This window comes from Achromobacter sp. D10, assembly GCF_035282245.1.
Taxonomy (GTDB): Bacteria; Pseudomonadota; Gammaproteobacteria; order Burkholderiales; family Burkholderiaceae_B; genus Achromobacter; species Achromobacter insolitus.
On sequence record NZ_JAYJLE010000004.1, the window covers coordinates 170,235 to 186,490 of the forward strand.

Genomic DNA, 16,256 nt, shown 5'->3' on the forward strand with positions numbered 1-16,256 from the left:
GCGCTCACGGCGGCGGATATCCTTCACGTCCGGGTTTCGCCGCCTTCCATTTCAGCCGCAGCCGTTCCAGCGCCAAATACACGATAGGCGTCGTGTACAGCGTCAGGAACTGGCTGATCATCAGGCCGCCGACAATAGCGACGCCCAGCGGCCGGCGCAGCTCCGAGCCTTCGCCCATGCCCAGCACCAAGGGCAGGGCGCCCAGCAGGCCGGCCAGATTGGTCATGACGATGGGCCGCAACCGCAGCATGGCGGCGCGGTGAATGGCCTGCTCGGGCGTCAACCCTTCGCGCCGTTCCAGGCTGAGCGCGAAGTCGATCATCAAGATGGCGTTTTTCATGACGATGCCCACCAGCAGGAACAAGCCCAGCAGCGCAATCAGCGTGAATTCGATCCCGGCCAGCCGCAGCGCCAGCAGCGCGCCGACGCCGGCGGACGGGAGGGTGGACAGGATCGTCAGCGGATGCAGCGGGCTTTCGTACAGAATGCCCAGCACCAGGTAGATCGCCACCAGCACCGCCAGGATCAGCCAGGGCTGGTCCTGCAGGCTCTGCTGGAAGTTGCGCGCGTCGCCGCCCAGGCGGGTCTGGATGTGCGATGGCACCATCAGCTTGGCCATGGCGGCGTCTATGGCGGCCAGGCCCTGTTCCAGCGATACGCCCTCGGCCAGGGAAAAGCCCACCCCCACGGCCGCAAACAGGCCGTCGTGGAACACGCGGTCGTTCACTAACCCATAGTCGTAAATGGCGAAGGCCGTCAGCGGCACGCGAGTGCCGTCCGCGGCCACTACCTGTACCTGCTCCAGCACTTCGGGATCCTCGGTGTAGCGCGGATCCAGTTCCAGGACCACGCGGTACTGGTTCATCGCGTCGTAAAGCGTGGCAACCTGGCGCTGGCTGAAGGAGTTGCTGAGCACACTGCTGATGGTGCCCATGTCCACGCCCAGGCGCTGCGCGGCGGCGCGGTCGATATCGATAACCACCTGCTGGGTCGCCCCATCGCCCTCCGCGTCCACGTCGCGCAGTTCCGGGATCTCCTGCATGGCCTTGGAGATCTTGCGGGACCATTGCCGCAGCGCTGGCACGTCGCTGGCCATGATGGCCAGTTCGTGGTCGCCGGAGTTGCCGAACCCGCCTGGCATGCGCAGATCCTGGTCCACATTCAGGAAGAACATGCCGCCGGGGACCGGGGGCGCGTTCGAGCGCAGCCAGTTGATGACTTGCGTCGATGATTCCTTGCGCTCGGCGGCGGGCTTCAGGCGGATGAGGAACAGCGAGTTGCTGATGCCCAGGCTGCCGCCGTTGTAGCCGATGACGTCCTGCACGGCGGGGTGCTTGAGCACCAGTTGGCGGTACATGTCGATCTTGGGCTGCATGACCTGGAACGAAAAGCCGTCGTCGCCACGCACGAATCCCATGAGCTGGCCGGTATCCTGCACCGGCAGGAATCCCTTGGGCGCCTGCGCGTACAGGTGGACCGTCAGCCCGACGACGCCCGCCAGCAGCAAGAGCGTCAACCGGGCATGGCCCAGCACGCGCCACAGCGTATCGCCGTACCAGGCATGGATGCGGCCGAAGACCGCCTGCGTGCGCGAGGGACGCCGATCTGGCTCGGAAGCCGCGGGGCCCGGGGGTTTCAGCCATCGGGCGCACAGACTGGGAATAATGGCGACCGACACCACGAGGGAAATGACGGTCGCGGCGACCAAGGTGATCGAGAACTCGCGAAACAGCCGTTCGACCAGGCCGCCCATAAACAGGATGGACACGAAGACCACGCTAAGCGCTACGGTCATGGCCACCAGCGTGAATCCGACTTCGCGCACGCCGCGCAGCGCGGCCTTGCGTGGCGACAGGCCGCGCTCGATGTGGCGGGAAATGTTCTCCAGCACCACGATGGCGTCATCGACCACCAGGCCGGCTGCAACAATCAGCGCCATCAAGGACAGGTTGTTCAGCGAAAAGCCCCACAGGTACATGACGGCGAAGGTGGCGATCAGGCACACCGGGATGGCCACGCTGGGTATGGCCGCCGCCCGCGCATTGCCCAGGAACGCCCACACCACCAGGATCACCAGCGCCGTGGCGAGGGCAAGCGTGATGTGCGCTTCGCGCAGCGTGGCGTTGATGCCGGGCGAGCGGTCCAGCGCCACCGTCAGGTCCACATCGGCCGGCATCAGCGCGCGCAGGCCGGGCAAGGCCTGGTTGATCGCGGCTATGGTCTCGATGATGTTCGAGCCGGGCTGGCGGCTGATGGTCAAGACCACAGCCGGGTTGCGATTGTGAAAGCCGCTGCTGTAGCGGTTTTCTACCGAGTCGCTCACCCGCGCCACCTGCGACAGCCTGATCACCGCGCCATCCTGGTGGCGCACGATCAGGCTTTCGTAGTCGCGCGCGGCGCGGGGTTGTTCGGGCGTGCCGACTTCCCAGCGCCGGCTGGCGGAATCCAGCTGGCCCTGCGGCGACATCGGCGCGGCGTCGGCGATGGCGCGGCGCACGTCGTCCAGTGCCACGCCGTAGTGCGCCAGGGCATTGGAGTTGACCTGCACACGCACGGCAGGCAGTGAACTGCCGCCCATGGTCACTTCGCCCACGCCATTGATCTGCGAAATCTTTTGCGCCAGCACGGTCGAACCCAGGTCGTAAAGTTCGCCCGCGGGCCGGGTAGCGGAGCTCAGCGCCAACGCCATGATGGGCGCCTGGGAGGGATTGACCTTGCGGTAGCCGGGATTGCCCGGCATGCCGGCAGGCAGTTCCGCGCGCGCGGCATTGATGGCCGCCTGCACGTCGCGGGCGGCCTCGTTGATGTCGCGGTCCAGATCGAATTGCAGCTGTACGCGGGTGGCGCCCTGGTTGCTGGACGAGGTCATCGAACTGACGCCTGCGATGCTGCCCAGCGCCCGCTCCAATGGCGCGGCCACGGTGCTGGCCATGCTTTCAGGACTGGCGCCTGGCAATTCTGCCCGCACTTCGATGGTGGGGAAGTCGACCTGGGGCAGCGGCGCCACGGGCAGCAGCCGCCATGCGACCGCGCCCAGCAGCGTCAGCGCAATCGCCAGGAAGATGCAGGCGGTGGGACGGTGCAGCAGGGCGCGGATCATGGCGCGGGGCCTTCAACCCCGGGCTTGGTGCAGGCTGGGCGCCGCTGGCCCAGGCGATGGAAGAACAGATATACGGCGGGCGTGGTGAAAAGCGTCAGCACCTGACTGACCAGCAACCCGCCCACCATGACCCAGCCTAGCGGCTGACGCAATTCCGCGCCCGAACCTGTGGCCAGCATCAGGGGCAGCGCGCCGAACAGCGCGGCGAGCGTAGTCATGAGTATGGGCCGCAGGCGCAGCAGGGCGGCTTCGCGAATAGCGGCCTGCGGCGCCAGGCCGCGCGAACGTTCGGCTTCCAGCGCAAAGTCCACCATCATGATGCCGTTCTTCTTCACCAGTCCGATCAGCAGGATGATGCCGATGACTGCAATCAGGTCCAGCGGCCGTCCCGTGAGCAGCAGCGCCAGCAGCGCGCCGACCGCGGCCGAGGGCAGGGTAGACAGGATGGTGACCGGGTGGATGGCGCTTTCATACAGCATGCCCAGCACCAGGTACATAGTGACCACGGCGGCCAGCATCAGCCACAGTGTGTTCGACAACGAGGCCTGGAAGGCCGCCGCGGCGCCTTGCAGCCGCAGCTCCACGCTGGCTGGCATGCCGATCTCCTGCCGTGCCGACTCGATGGCGGCGATGGCGGCGCCCAACGAACCGCCCGCAGGCAGGTTGAACGACAGGTTGACCGCCGGAAACTGCGACAGGTGGTTGACGGCCAGCGGCACCGCGCGTTCGCTGACGGTGGCCAGGGCCGACAGCGGGATCGCTTGCCCGTCTTCGGATTGCAGATGGATGCGTTCCAGAGCGTCGGGGTTCAGCGCCAGCTTGCGATCCACTTCCAGCACGACCCGGTACTGGTTGGACTGCGTGAACAGCGTGGCGACCTGGCGCTGGCCGAAGGCGTTGTAGAGCGTCTGCGCGATGTCGTCCATCGTTACGCCCAGCCGGGCCGCGGCGTCGCGCGAGACCTGCAGGTATGCCTGGCGTCCGTCGCCTTGCAGGTCCGTGGATATGCCGGCCAGTTCGGGCGCCTGGTCCAGCCGAGCGCTCAGTGCATTGCTCCAGCGGGTCAGCAGCTCGCTGTCTGGCGAGGTCAGCGTGAATTGATACTGGCCGCGGCTGACGCGGTCTTCGATGTTGAGCTCCTGCACCGGCTGCAGGAACAGCGAAATGCCCTGGACTTCGCGGGCGCGCGCATCCAGCCGCGCCATGATGTCCGCCAGCGGCGCGCTGCGCTCGGACCAGGGCTTCAGGTTGATCAGCAGCCGGCCCGTGTTCAGCGTGGTGTTCATGGCGTCAATCCCGATGAAGGACGACAGGCTCGCCACATCCGGGTCCGCCAGCAGTGTTTCGGCGATTGCCTGCTGGCGCCGCGACATGGCGTCGAACGAGGTGCTTTGGGAGGACTGCGTCACGCCTTGCAGCGTGCCGCCGTCCTGCGTCGGGAAAAAGCCTTTGGGTACGGCCACGTAAAGCAGGGCGGTCAGCGCCACGGTCGCCAGCATCACCGCCAGCGTGAGGCGCTGATGGCGCAAGGTCAGGTCCAGCCAGCCGGCATAGCGCGCCTGGACGCGGTCCAGCAGCCCGGGCCGCGACGGTTCGTGCGCGGGCAGCAGCCGGGCGCACATCATGGGCGTAAGCGTCAGCGACACCGCCAGCGATATCAGGATGGCGACCGCCAGCGTGACGGCGAATTCGCGGAACAGCCGGCCGACCACGTCCTCCATGAACAACAGCGGAATCAGCACCGCGATGAGCGACAGCGTCAGGGACACCAGGGTAAAGCCGATCTGGCCGGCGCCCTTGAGCGCCGCCGACATGGGACTGTGTCCCTGTTCGCGGTAGCGCGCGATGTTCTCCAGCATCACGATCGCATCGTCCACCACGAAGCCCGCGCCGATGGTCAGCGCCATCAGCGTCAGGTTGTTGGTGGAGAACCCCGCCAGATGCATGAAGCCGAAGGTGCCGATCAGCGACAGCGGCACGGCCAGGCTGGGAATCAGCGTGGCGGGCAGGTTGCGCAGGAACAGGAACGTCACCAGCACGACCAGGCCCACGGCGAACGCCAGTTCCCATTGCACGCCCCGGACCGAGGCGCGGATGCTCTCGGTGCGGTCGGTCAGCACCCGGACCTGCGCGGCCGCGGGCAGGCTGGCGGTCAGTTGGGGCAACAGGGCCTTGACCTGGTCGGCCACCGCGATGACGTTGGCGCCGGGCTGGCGCTGGATGTTGACCAGCACGGCCGGCTGCTTGTCCACCCATGCGGCTAGGTAACGGTCCTCGGCGCCGTCCTCGACCGTGGCGATCTGGCCCAGCCGCACCGGCGCGCCATTGCGCCATGCCACGATCAGTTCGCGGTACTCCTCGGCGCTTTGCAACTGGTCGTTCGCATCCATGATGACCGAGCGCACCGGGCCGTCAAAGCTGCCCTTGGGCTGGTTTGAGTTGGCCTTGCTGATGGCTTCCTGCACGTCTGCCAGTTGCAAGCCCCGCGCGGCCAGTGCCATCGGATTGACCTGCACCCGCACCGCCGGCCGCTGGCCGCCGGCCAGGCTGACCATGCCCACGCCGGATAACTGGGACAGGCGTTGCGTCATGCGCGTGTCGACCAGGTCATAGACCTGCGGCAGGGGCAGGGAATCGGAAGTGACCGCCAGCGTCAGGATGGGCACGTCCGCGGGGTTGACTTTGCGGTACACGGGCGGCGTCGGCAGATCGTTGGGCAGCAAGGCCCCGCTGGCGCTGATGGCGGCCTGGACCTCCTGCTCGGCCACGCCCAGCGAGACGTCCAGCGAGAACTGGAGGGTGATCACCGAGATGCCGCTGCCACTGGTGGACGACATCTGCTTGAGGCCCGGTATCTGCCCAAACCGACGTTCCAGCGGGGCGGTGACGGTGCGCGCCGTGACATTGGGACTGGCGCCGGGATATTGCGTCGTCACCTGGATGATGGGGTAGTCCACCTGCGGCAGCGCCGCCACGGGCAACATGCGCCATGCCAGAATTCCGGACAGCAGCAGGGCGATCATCAGGAAGGACGTGGCGACGGGGCGCAGGATGAAGGGGCGCGACAGGCTCATGGATTTTGCTGCTCGACAATTTGCACATCGCGGCCGTCATGCAGGCGGTCCACGCCTTCGACCACCACGCGTTCGCCTTCGGCCAAGCCCGCCTGCACCACGATGCGCCCGGCGTTGGCGGGGCCCAGGGTCAGGACGCGGCGGCTGGCGCGCAGGTCCTCGCCGATCACGAACACGAATGCGCCTTCGGATCCGTACTGCACCGCGGCCGTGGGGATGGAAATGACCCTGTCCTGTTGCACGACGGCCAGGCGGATATTCACGAATTGGTTCGGAAACAGCGATTCGTCGGCATTGGCGAAGCGCGCGCGCAGGCGCACGGTGCCGCTGGCCGCCTGGATACGGTTGTCCAGCGCTTCCAGCGTGCCCTCGGCCAGCAACTGGCGATCGTCCGCGTCCCAGGCTTGCACGCGCAGCGCGGCATTCTTGGCCTGGGCCTGGCGCAGGATGTCCAGGCGCGTCTCGGACAGGCTGAACAGGGCTGAAATCGGCCGGGTCTGGACCAGCGTGGTCAAACCGTTGGCGTCGTCCGCGCGCACGTGGTTGCCGGCGTCGACTCGGCGCAGGCCAATGCGGCCGGCGTGGGGCGCAACGATGCGCGTATGCTCCAGCAGACGCCGGGCGTCGGCCACCTGGGCCTGGTTGCGTTGCCGCTGCGCGGCATACGCGCGCACTTGAGCTTCGGCGGTATCCAGTTGCTGGCCCGCCACCGCTTCCTGGCGCGCCAGTTTGCGGTAGCGCTGCAGATCGGCCTCGGCGTTCTCCAAGAGCGCCTGGGTACGCGCGAGTTCGCCCTCGGCGGCGGCCAGCGCCGCAAGGTAGGGGCGCGCATCGATCTCCGCAAGCAATTGGCCGCGTGTGACGGCCTGGCCTTCGGTGAAATGCAGCTTGAGCAATTCGCCATCCACCTGGCTGCGCAGGATCACCTGCGCGAGCGGCGTGATGGTTCCGAGCGCATGCAGGTCGCGCTGTAGCGGACCAGCACTGGCCGCTGCGACCGCGACGGCTACCGGCATCTGCCCATACTCGGGCGGGCGCGCGGCGGGGGAACCCTTGGATCCGGCATACATGTACGCCAGAACGATCAAGGCCGTCGATGCGAGGACGACGGCGAGGACGATCAGGCGTTTGCGTGGAAAGTGAGGGCCCGTGGAAGGGGGCAGGGACATCGGGACTGCCAGGCGGTGGGGGTTGCGGACAGTCCGGATTCTATATGAATAATAACTATTCGCGTTTTTGCGTCAGCGAAATGTCAGGAAGGACAAGACCCCGATCAGGGGCCGCAGCAGTTCCCCGGGTATTCGACGCGCGGCGCTCCGGCATAGGCCGCGAACACCAGCGGATTCCGCTGGGCCACCGCGGTATGGGATAGCACCAGATCCTCCAGCTTGGGCCAGGGAAAGTTGCTGCCCGGGTCGGAACGGCGATTCGGGTCCAGCTTGGCGTGCGAAATGACATGCTTCAGGTTGGGGTACTTGCTCCAGGCATAGGTAATGATCTGGGCAGTCGCCTCGACTTGCCAATCCGAATAAGGGTCCGTGTAGTTCTGGACGTCCTGGGTGTTGACGATCTCGATGCCCAGGCTGCGGTTGTTGACGTTGGGACCCTGGCCCAGGTGCGGCCGGTAGTCGACGTCCCCGACGTGAAATGCCGCCTTGGCTTCGGCGACCACGGACCAGACGAAGTGGCCATGCTGAGGCTCGTCTTCATCCGGGACGATCCAATGGGCGCTCGCCTTTCTGGCCTTCCAATTATCGATGGCGTGCTGCGTGGCGTAACCCGCCGTGGCGTGAACCACGATTGTGTCGATCACGGCGAAGACGTCCGCCCCGCGCGATCGCGAGCGGTTCGCGGTCAGCCAGCCGAATTCAGGGTGCACCTCCTCGTTCAGCGGACTGAATGACGGGCGCTTTTCGGCCGGAAGGACGAAATGGAAATTCTTGGGGTTCATGGAACACCTCCTGAGTCCTCATGGGTACTGCGGGGAGGGCGCCTGCGGCAGCTTGATCGACAGCACGGTGGCCCCGGAACCGCTGCCAGTGACTTTTGCAGCACTGGCCAGGCCGGGCAATACTCCAAATCGAGTATCCGCCTGCGTGGGATTCGGGCTAGGGATTCCATGCCTGCCCGGCAAAGCGTTTCTTTGCCTTACTTGCTGCGGTAGTTATTGGCTTCGCGTTCACCCGCCCACTTGCGCAGCGCGGCGATGAACTCGGGGCATACGTTGCCGTCCACCTGGCTATCGATGATGACGCTGTTCTGCATGCGCATCACCACGGTGCATTCGTAAACCTGGGTGCGGTTGTTGTAATAGCCATGGTTGGTGTTTTGGAACACGGGGGTGGCGGCGCTGGTCGATGTGGCCGGAATCATGCCCACCACCTGTTGCGAAGTCCCGGTAGAGACCCATTCGGTATAGGGCGCCGTCTGGTAGTCGGACCAGATCAGCTCCATGGTGTTGCCGACCCCGCGCTTTTTCGACGGTTCGCCCAGCGCCGTGATGGCGTCGGCGACCGGCCGGCCCTTCATGTTCTTGGCCACGTTTACGCTGGGCGAGAACGACAGCCCGGACGAGAAGATATTGGTCAGCGAGGGCAGCGTGGAACTGCCGCCCGTGGGCATCGGCGCGCAGCCGGCCAAGGCGGCCGTGGCCAGCGACACCGGCAAGGCACGGGCCAGCAACCAGGTCGAACGGAGTCGCGATTTATTCATGCTGAGCCCAAGCTCCCTCAAAGATCCGGCGTGCCGCAACATAATTCAGCGGCCGCAAGATTTTGTCTTGTTTTAGTTTCTGCCAGTAACGATACGTATCGTCGAACCGGGTGGCTGCCGAAGACGGCGGACCACCACTCGCCAGCGCATTGTGCCGAGCCGAGAGGCGGCAATGGTACCGAAAAAATAGTGGCGCATCAGCTTTTGGCGCGTGCGGAATTGGTTACGTAATACCTCGAAACGCTGAAAATCGGAGTGTGGAAGACAAACTGTAACGTGTTACGATCCGCGCGTTCTGCGCCCCGGGGGCGTCCCGGCGACAAGCCTTCGCGGGGGCGCACCGCGCCATAACCACTGGATATTGCACACCCATGATGCTCGCGCGATTGTTCGTCCAATTCCGTTCCACCGCAGCCGCACTGGCTGGCGCCGCTGCGCTGGCGCTGGGCATTGCCGCGGCGCCGTCGGCGCACGCCGACACGCTATACGGCGCGGTGGCTACCGACGAAGCGCACGCCAAGCTGTATTGGGCCATGCCCGAAACTTCCACCAAGGAAGCGCAGGAGGCCGCGCTCGCCAAGTGCAACAAGGCCGGAGGCAGGGGCTGCAAGAGCGTCACCAATTTCTCGGACAGCTGCGTGGCGTTTTCGCGCAACTCGCGCAGCGACTTGTTCTGGGGCAACAGCGTGTCGTCCGAAGTCGCCGCCAAGAAGGCCATCCGCACCTGCACCAACGACAGCGCCGACGGCAAGTGCAAGCTTGCCGTCATGCCTTTGTGCGTAGGCCCCGGCTACAGCGAAGCTGACCTCAAGGCGCCCAACACCGCTACGCCGGCCCAGCTTGAAGCCTTGTCGGCCAAGCTGGACACGCGCGGCTATTGGGGGTCGGTGGCTGAGAAGGATTCCGGTCAGTTGACCTATGCCGATGGCTACCCGAGCGAGAAGGAGGCGGTCGACGCCTTGCTCAAGTGGGAAGATTGCGTGGGCTGCCGCACGGTCCTCACCTATACCGATACCTGCGTGGGCATGGCCTGGGGCAAGGGCAGCAAGGGCCGGGGCACCAGTTTTACAGCGAAGAATCCCGATCCGGTGGCGGCGCGCAATGAAGCGCGCGCTACGTGCGATGCCAAGAGCGGCGGGCTGAGCTGCGTGGCCTTCGTGCGCTGCTCCGGACGGGCTTACATCAGCGGGTACAAGGGCGAGGACGAGAAGGCAAATTGATCGAGGCTTCAGGCCACGATCAGCACGGCGGCCTCGGCCGGCGTCATGGCCGGAACCATCCAGCGCATGATGCAGAGAGGTTCTCGGACGGCGGCAGCGATGCCACGATGGAGCCTTCCAGCGCGCGCAGTTCCTCGTCGCTGTAGCAGGACCACAACACTTGGTTGTGCAGCGTTTCCTCTACGTGCTTATGGGCAAAGTTCTCGCCCACGAATAGCGCCAGTTGCCGGTACAGCCGAAGCGCGGCTTCTGCCTGCATTGCGCCCCGGCTGGCGGCCAGCAGGTCGGAAGCCGCGGCGCGCAAGCGGGAGATCGCGGCGAGGTATTCGATGCACTTCGCGGCGATGCGCTCCCTGGGCAGAGCTACACTGAAATGCCGAGGGCTTCCAACATCAATGGAGTTTTTCATGAAAAAGTCCATACGCCCCTGTACCGCGACGCTACTTTCGCTGTTCTGCCTGTGCGCGGCCGCCCAGACAGTAACGCCGCTCAAAGGCCAGTCGCCCCAAACCACCCAGCAGGACATCAGCGCATGCCAGGCTCTGGCAGGCAGCGGCGCCAGCGCCAGCACAAACGATCCTAAATCCGGCGGCCGGGTCCGTGGCGCCGCCGCGGGCGCGGCAGCGGGTGCGGCAGTAGCCGGCGCGCGCGGCAATCAGCACGAGGAGGTCTACGACCGGATGAGCGACGACGCCAAGCAGCAGTACCGGCAGAACCAGGCGAAAGACGCGGCGGCCGCAGGCATGGTCGTGGGCGGTTCGCGGCAACGCCAGGACCGCCGCCAGGATCGCGCCGAAGCGTCGCAGCAGAATGCGGCTGCGGCCTCCGCGTATAGCAACTGCATGCAGCAGCGGGGGTATCAAGTGACGCAGTGAATTCCTGTTTCCTCTGTGTACTCTCTTCGCCACTTTGGCGCGTGTTCGGGGCGAAGGCGGTCTTGGCCGGCGCGTACGCCGATCTGGGCGGCGCGGGATGAGCCGCAATCCCTCGCTGGCGTCAGGGGCGACGGCGGCGCCTGACGAGTAAAACGCCAATTCCACCACGATCGCAAAGGCCTGTGCGTGCTGGCGGTTGCCGCTCGTGCGCGGGCTGGCGTGGTTCAAGGGCAGTGTCAGCCGTGCCCAAGGCGCACAGCATTCAAACGACGTTGCATCAATTCCAGTAACGCCCGCACGCGCGCGGTCACCGAGTGCCTGTGGTTGTAAGCCGCCAGCAGTTGCAGTGGCGCCGGCCGCAGATCCAGCGGTACTTCCACCAGGCGTCCGGCGGCAAGCTCTTCCTGGCAGGAAAAGGCGGCCAATATCGCGAAGCCTATGCCTTGGCGCGCGCCCGCGCCTGCGAGTTCGCCGCTGTTTACGCGGTAGCGGCTGCGGACCGGGACTTTGACGATGTCGCCGGCGGCGTCGATGAATTGCCAGGGTTGGCCATTCAGCGCGCTCAGCGTGGTGATGCAGGGCAGTGATTTGAGTTCGCGCGTATGGCGCGGCGTGCCGGTCCGGGCAAGCAAGCTGGGCGCGGCGACCACGATACTGGGCAGCGTGGCCAGTTCGCGAGTGATGAAAGCGCTGTCGTCCTGTCGCCCGCGATGGAAAACGATGGAGAGGTCAACGTCTTCTTCCCGCAGCGCTTCCAGCCCGCTCATGCGCGTCTCGCATTCCAGTTCCACGCAGGGATGCAGGCTGCAGAATTCGGCCAGGATGGGCGCCAGCAATCGGGGCGCTTCGCCGGGCATGCACATTTTCAAGGGACCGCGCAGCTCGCGCTGGACGGCGCCGAGTTCTTCCTCGGTAGCGAGCAGCGCTTCCAGCAAGGGTTTGGCGCGTTCGTACAGGAGCCGGCCCGCCTCGGTCATGCGCAAGTGGCGGGTGCTGCGTTCCAGCAGCCGGACACCTAACCTGCGTTCCAACGAGGCGACGTGCCGGCTGACGTTGGACGCAGGCAGGTCCAGCGCGCGCGCCGCGCCTGCGAAGCTCTGTTCGTCGACGACGGCCGCATAGACGCGCACGGTATTCAGGTCCAGCGCAGCGCGCATGATTATCCCATTCAAGATATTAAAGATGTTCATTTTTACACGCTAGTTATCTCAAATGGCGGAATCTAAGATGCCGTTATCGTCCGGCCGTCGTTGTCGGCGGCGCGCCCGGGCGGCTTTTTACAGGAGAGGTACTAGGTGGAAATCGGAATACTGGGCGGCGGCATCGCGGGCCTGAGCGTGGCGCTGGCCTTGCGCGAACAGGGGCATATGCCCCGCGTGTACGAACGCCGCGCGGCGCCCGCGACCATGGGCGCCGGCGTAACCCTCTGGCCCAATGCGGGCTTCGTGCTGGACGAACTGGGGTTGTTGCGCGATATCGCGGCGGTGGGCGGACGGCCATCGGCAATGCGACGTCAAGACGCCGCGGGCAATCCTTTGGGAGGACTGGATATCGGGTTGTTGGACAGGATGATGGGGTATCCGACCCACACGATACTGCGCCGCGACCTGCAGACGGTCCTGTTGGACCATGCGGCGCGGGCCGGCATTCCGGTCGAATACGGCCATCGCGCGACGGCGATCGATCTGGATGGCGACGGCCGGGCCGTGGCGCGATTCCAGAATGGCGCGCGCATCCGCCCGGATCTGATCATTGGCGCCGACGGCCGCATGGATTCGGTGGCGCGGCGGTTCGTCGCGGGAGACAACGCGCCTGTCTATCAAGGCTTCGTGAACTGGATAGGCGTGGCCGAGGCAAGCGGGGCATTGGTTGACGACATTGCCATCCAGGATTTTTGGGGGGCGGGCGAGCGCTTTGGCGCCGTGGCGGTGCGGCCGGGGTTGGTCTATTGGGCGGCGGCACAGGCGCGGCCTCTGTCCGGGGCCGCGCCCGTAACAGATCTGCGCAAGGAGATCGAGGCGCGGTTCGGGGCATGGCCTGAGCCTGTCGGCCGCATCATCCGCGCGACGCCCGCGCACGCCATCCATCTGGTCGCCGTGCATGACCTGGAGCCATTGAGCACGTGGAGCCGGGCCAATGTGCTGTTGGTGGGCGACGCGGCGCATGCGCCTTTGCCCACGTCGGGGCAGGGGGCGTGCCAGGCCCTGGAAGACGCCTGGCATCTGGCTCGATGCCTGTGCGGCGCGGACCGGGAACTGGACACGGCCTTGTCGCGCTTTGCGGAAATACGCGGCCCCAAGACTGCGCAATTGATCGAACAGGCGCGGGTGTTTGCGCGAGGCTTGTTCGCGACCGATGCGCAAACCTGCCGTATCCGCGACCAGCGCGCGAAGGCTGGGGACCCCGTGCGTGACGCGCAGGCCTTGGCAGCAGGGTGGGCGCAAGGCCTGCCGATGTCCTTGGCCACGGACCTGGGCTCCGCTTCACGGGCGAGGCTACAGGCCCAGGCTCAGCAGCATCAGGAAGGCGCCAAACAAAATGAAGTGCGTCATGCCTTCGATGGCATTGGTCTGGCCGTCGTTGAGGTTGATTGCCGCCACCAGCAGGGTGGCTAGCATCATCAGCGTCTGGAGAGGCGTCATGGCCATGTCGATGCGTTGCCCGGAGAGCAAGGACATGGCCTCCATGGCTGGCACGGTCAGGATCACCGTGGATAGCGACGCGCCAAGCGCGATGTTGACGACCGACTGCATGCGGTCGGCCAGCGCGGCGCGCAGGGCAGTCAGCATTTCCGGCGCGGCGGAAATGCCAGCCACGACCAGGGCGACCAGGCCGTGGGGCACCTCGATACCGTCTAGGCTGCGATTCAAAGAGTGCGACATCAGCTCTGCCAGCGCGCCCACGGCGATGATGCCGATCGCCATGACAGCCACGGACTGGCGCCTGTTCGGATAGCCGGAGGCGGGCAAGGGCCGGCGGGTTTTCTTGTCCGGATAGCTGTAGCTGAAGAAGTAGCTGTGCGGACCGGTCTGCATGCGCAGGAATACACCGTACAGGAGCAGCATTGCCGCTATGGTGAAGCAGCTGTAGGCGCGCCAGCTGGGGTCGGGAACGAACTCCGGGAGAATCATGGATACGGTTACCGCGGTCAGGATCATCACGCTGTACGTGCGCGCGGAGTCGTCGTTGTAGGACTGCTCGCCGTGCTTGAAGCCGCCGATGAGGGCCGCCACGCCGAGGATGCCGTTGATGTCCAGCATGACGGCCGAATAAATGCTGTCGCGGACCAGTGTGGGCGAGCCAGCCCTGGCGGATACGATAGCCAGCACGATGACTTCGACCAGCACCGCCGACAGCGTCAGGATCATGCTGCCGTAGGGATCGCCCAGCTTTTGTGCGATGCGCTCGGCATGGCGGGCCACGCTGAGCGAGGCAGCCAGGATGGCAGCGATCAGGACGGCGGTCTCCAGCAGGCTGGCAAGCCGGCCGTGGACGCCGAGGCTGGCGTCGGCCAGATACCCGGCCGCGGCCAGCGCACAGACCAACAGCAAGAGTTTCTCGGACTGCAGAATGGCTTTCATCTGGACTCCGCCGGCCGGAAAGCTGTCACCCTAGCATGCGCCGTGCCGGTTTGCTCTGGCGGAGGCGGGCACGGAACTTGCTGAAGCCGATACCCTGTTGCAGCAAAGAGACCGCCATGTCCAGCACGCGTGTACCGAGGCGACGCCCGGCGCAGAAGCCATCTCCTGCGGCCGATGCTGCAGGCCACGCCAATGGGGTGTCCCGCTTCTTCGATCATTTTGCGGCGCATGTGACCAAGTGGGTGGGGTCGCCCATCGCGTTCGGCTTGGCGCTCATTACGGTGCTGATATGGGGCGCATCCGGCCCGGCTTTCGACTATTCCGAAGTCTGGCAGCTGGTGATCAATACCGGCACCACCATCGTGACGTTCCTGATGGTGTTTTTGATCCAGCAAAGCCAGAACAAGGATAGCGAAGCGCTGCACCTGAAGCTGGACGAACTGCTCATTGCCCTGGAAGGCGCGGACGAAGGGCTGGTCGACGCTGAACGCCTGGACGAAGACAAGCTGCTTGCCCTGGCCGCGGCGTGCACGGCGCGCGCCAGGCAGGAACGGCGCCGGCGGCGGGTGCGTAAACGGAGACCGGCATGACAGCAATCAAACCCACGGTGCGCAAAGGCCAGTACGCCGGGCCGCTCTCGCGCGAGGACTTCCGGCAGCGCTTCATGCGACGCTTTTACGACCCGGCCTTCCAGACGGAGCGCGAGGCGCTGGAGCGCCTTGAAGCCATCGCCTGGAACGCCTATGAAGAGGGCCGCAAGGCGCCCGTCACTGTCAAGGCCGGGCCGGGCTATGCCGATCCCGATTACGACTTGTCGGTGGAATGGACAGACGCGCGCGACCGCTTGGAACGTGCCGCGGCGACGCAGCGGGATCCGCACGCCCCGTCGCGCGTCCTGGTGATCGTTGGCGCTTCGCGCAATGATGGCACCTGTCCTGGCGAGGTCTCCAAGAGCTGGCGCCTGGCGGGCATCGTGCAGGACGAACTGCAGGCCGGCGCCATACAGACGGACATGCTGGACCTGAGCCGCCTTACCTCGGAGTACGAGTATCGGATCCATCCTTGCAAGGGTTGCGTGTCGACTGCGATGCCCTTGTGCCATTGGCCATGCAGTTGCTACCCGAACCATTCGCTGGGGCAGTCCAATGACGCCATGGCGGGGATCTATGAGCAATGGGTGGCGGCGCACGGCGTGATCCTGGTGGCCCCCACGTACTGGTACCAATCGCCCAGTCCCCTGAAGCTGATGATAGACAGGCTGGTTTGCGCCGATGGCGGCAATCCGGATCCCACGCTGACCGGCGGCAAGGATCCGCTGAAGGCCAAACAAGTCGAATTGGCCGGCTGGCCTTATCCCAAGCATCTGGCCGGCCGCGCCTACGGCTTGGTGGTGCATGGAGATGTGGCTGGCATCGAGGCGCAGCGGCGCGGGCTGGCCGATTGGCTGGACTGGATGGGGCTGGTGGACGCGGGCGCGGCGTCGCGGCTGGACCGTTACATCAGCTACTACCGTCCCTATGCCACCAGCCACGAAGACTTGGACCGGGACCACGCGGTACAGCAGGAAGTGCGCAACGTGGCGCGGGCCATGGTCCATTTCCTGCCTCGTCTGCGCAGCGGCGAGTTCGAGGGAATGGACCAGGGCATCCGCGATCCCAGGCCGAAGTAAACCGCAGTAGCATGAAGGCAGGAAA

13 protein-coding genes are annotated in these 16,256 nt (G+C 65.6%); 5 read left to right on the forward strand and 8 right to left on the reverse strand.

The window, feature by feature from the left end; all coding sequences use genetic code 11:
• Nucleotides 1–4: 4 nt before the first annotated feature.
• From VCS63_RS13135 to VCS63_RS13155, 5 genes are all read right to left on the reverse strand, one after another.
• Nucleotides 5–3,100, reverse strand: a complete 3,096-nt coding sequence (locus tag VCS63_RS13135; protein WP_323879975.1) for an efflux RND transporter permease subunit — start codon at nucleotides 3,098–3,100, stop codon at nucleotides 5–7.
• Nucleotides 3,097–6,174 carry a multidrug efflux RND transporter permease subunit gene (locus VCS63_RS13140; protein ID WP_323879977.1) on the reverse strand — a complete coding sequence of 1,026 codons (3,078 nt, stop codon included), beginning with the start codon at nucleotides 6,172–6,174 and terminating at the stop codon, nucleotides 3,097–3,099. The genes VCS63_RS13135 and VCS63_RS13140 overlap by 4 nt, the downstream gene beginning before the upstream one ends.
• Nucleotides 6,171–7,343 carry an efflux RND transporter periplasmic adaptor subunit gene (locus tag VCS63_RS13145; protein ID WP_063959651.1) on the reverse strand — a complete coding sequence of 391 codons (1,173 nt, stop codon included), beginning with the start codon at nucleotides 7,341–7,343 and terminating at the stop codon, nucleotides 6,171–6,173. Before VCS63_RS13145 ends, VCS63_RS13140 begins: the two co-directional genes overlap by 4 nt.
• Nucleotides 7,344–7,447: 104 nt before the next feature.
• Complete coding sequence (locus VCS63_RS13150; RefSeq protein WP_323879979.1) at nucleotides 7,448–8,125, reverse strand: N-acetylmuramoyl-L-alanine amidase; 678 nt, start codon at nucleotides 8,123–8,125, stop codon at nucleotides 7,448–7,450.
• Nucleotides 8,126–8,322: 197 nt separating this feature from the next.
• Entirely contained in the window at nucleotides 8,323–8,886 is a 564-nt protein-coding gene (locus VCS63_RS13155; protein ID WP_042793423.1) for a hypothetical protein, read from the reverse strand.
• Between the two features lie 371 nt (nucleotides 8,887–9,257).
• Between VCS63_RS13155 and VCS63_RS13160 the strand changes: the two genes are divergently transcribed.
• Nucleotides 9,258–10,106: a DUF4189 domain-containing protein gene (locus VCS63_RS13160; protein WP_323879980.1), complete on the forward strand. Its 849-nt coding sequence runs from the start codon at nucleotides 9,258–9,260 to the stop codon at nucleotides 10,104–10,106.
• Nucleotides 10,107–10,149: 43 nt separating this feature from the next.
• On the opposite strand, the gene VCS63_RS13165 is transcribed toward VCS63_RS13160, so the two are convergent.
• Entirely contained in the window at nucleotides 10,150–10,515 is a 366-nt protein-coding gene (locus VCS63_RS13165; protein WP_323879982.1) for a hypothetical protein, read from the reverse strand.
• Between VCS63_RS13165 and VCS63_RS13170 the strand changes: the two genes are divergently transcribed.
• On the forward strand, nucleotides 10,514–10,981 hold the full coding sequence (locus VCS63_RS13170) for a YMGG-like glycine zipper-containing protein (RefSeq protein WP_164793602.1): 468 nt from the start codon (nucleotides 10,514–10,516) through the stop codon (nucleotides 10,979–10,981). The two genes, VCS63_RS13165 and VCS63_RS13170, sit on opposite strands and share 2 nt — an antisense overlap.
• Nucleotides 10,982–11,217: 236 nt before the next feature.
• On the opposite strand, the gene VCS63_RS13175 is transcribed toward VCS63_RS13170, so the two are convergent.
• Entirely contained in the window at nucleotides 11,218–12,138 is a 921-nt protein-coding gene (locus VCS63_RS13175) for a LysR family transcriptional regulator (protein ID WP_323879985.1), read from the reverse strand.
• A 138-nt stretch (nucleotides 12,139–12,276) separates the two neighbouring features.
• Here VCS63_RS13175 and VCS63_RS13180 point away from each other — a divergent pair, with 138 nt between their 5' ends.
• The gene (locus tag VCS63_RS13180; RefSeq protein WP_323879987.1) at nucleotides 12,277–13,596 is read left to right on the forward strand and encodes an FAD-dependent monooxygenase; all 1,320 of its coding nucleotides are present in this window, start codon (nucleotides 12,277–12,279) and stop codon (nucleotides 13,594–13,596) included.
• On the opposite strand, the gene VCS63_RS13185 is transcribed toward VCS63_RS13180, so the two are convergent.
• Nucleotides 13,477–14,562 (reverse strand): calcium:proton antiporter, encoded by a 1,086-nt coding sequence (locus VCS63_RS13185; RefSeq protein ID WP_042793429.1) that lies wholly within the window; start codon nucleotides 14,560–14,562, stop codon nucleotides 13,477–13,479. The genes VCS63_RS13180 and VCS63_RS13185 overlap by 120 nt on opposite strands.
• A 116-nt stretch (nucleotides 14,563–14,678) precedes the next feature.
• Here VCS63_RS13185 and VCS63_RS13190 point away from each other — a divergent pair, with 116 nt between their 5' ends.
• Entirely contained in the window at nucleotides 14,679–15,152 is a 474-nt protein-coding gene (locus VCS63_RS13190; RefSeq protein ID WP_308024192.1) for a low affinity iron permease family protein, read from the forward strand.
• Nucleotides 15,149–16,231: a flavodoxin family protein gene (locus VCS63_RS13195; RefSeq protein WP_323879988.1), complete on the forward strand. Its 1,083-nt coding sequence runs from the start codon at nucleotides 15,149–15,151 to the stop codon at nucleotides 16,229–16,231. The genes VCS63_RS13190 and VCS63_RS13195 overlap by 4 nt, the downstream gene beginning before the upstream one ends.
• Nucleotides 16,232–16,256 lie beyond the last annotated feature (25 nt).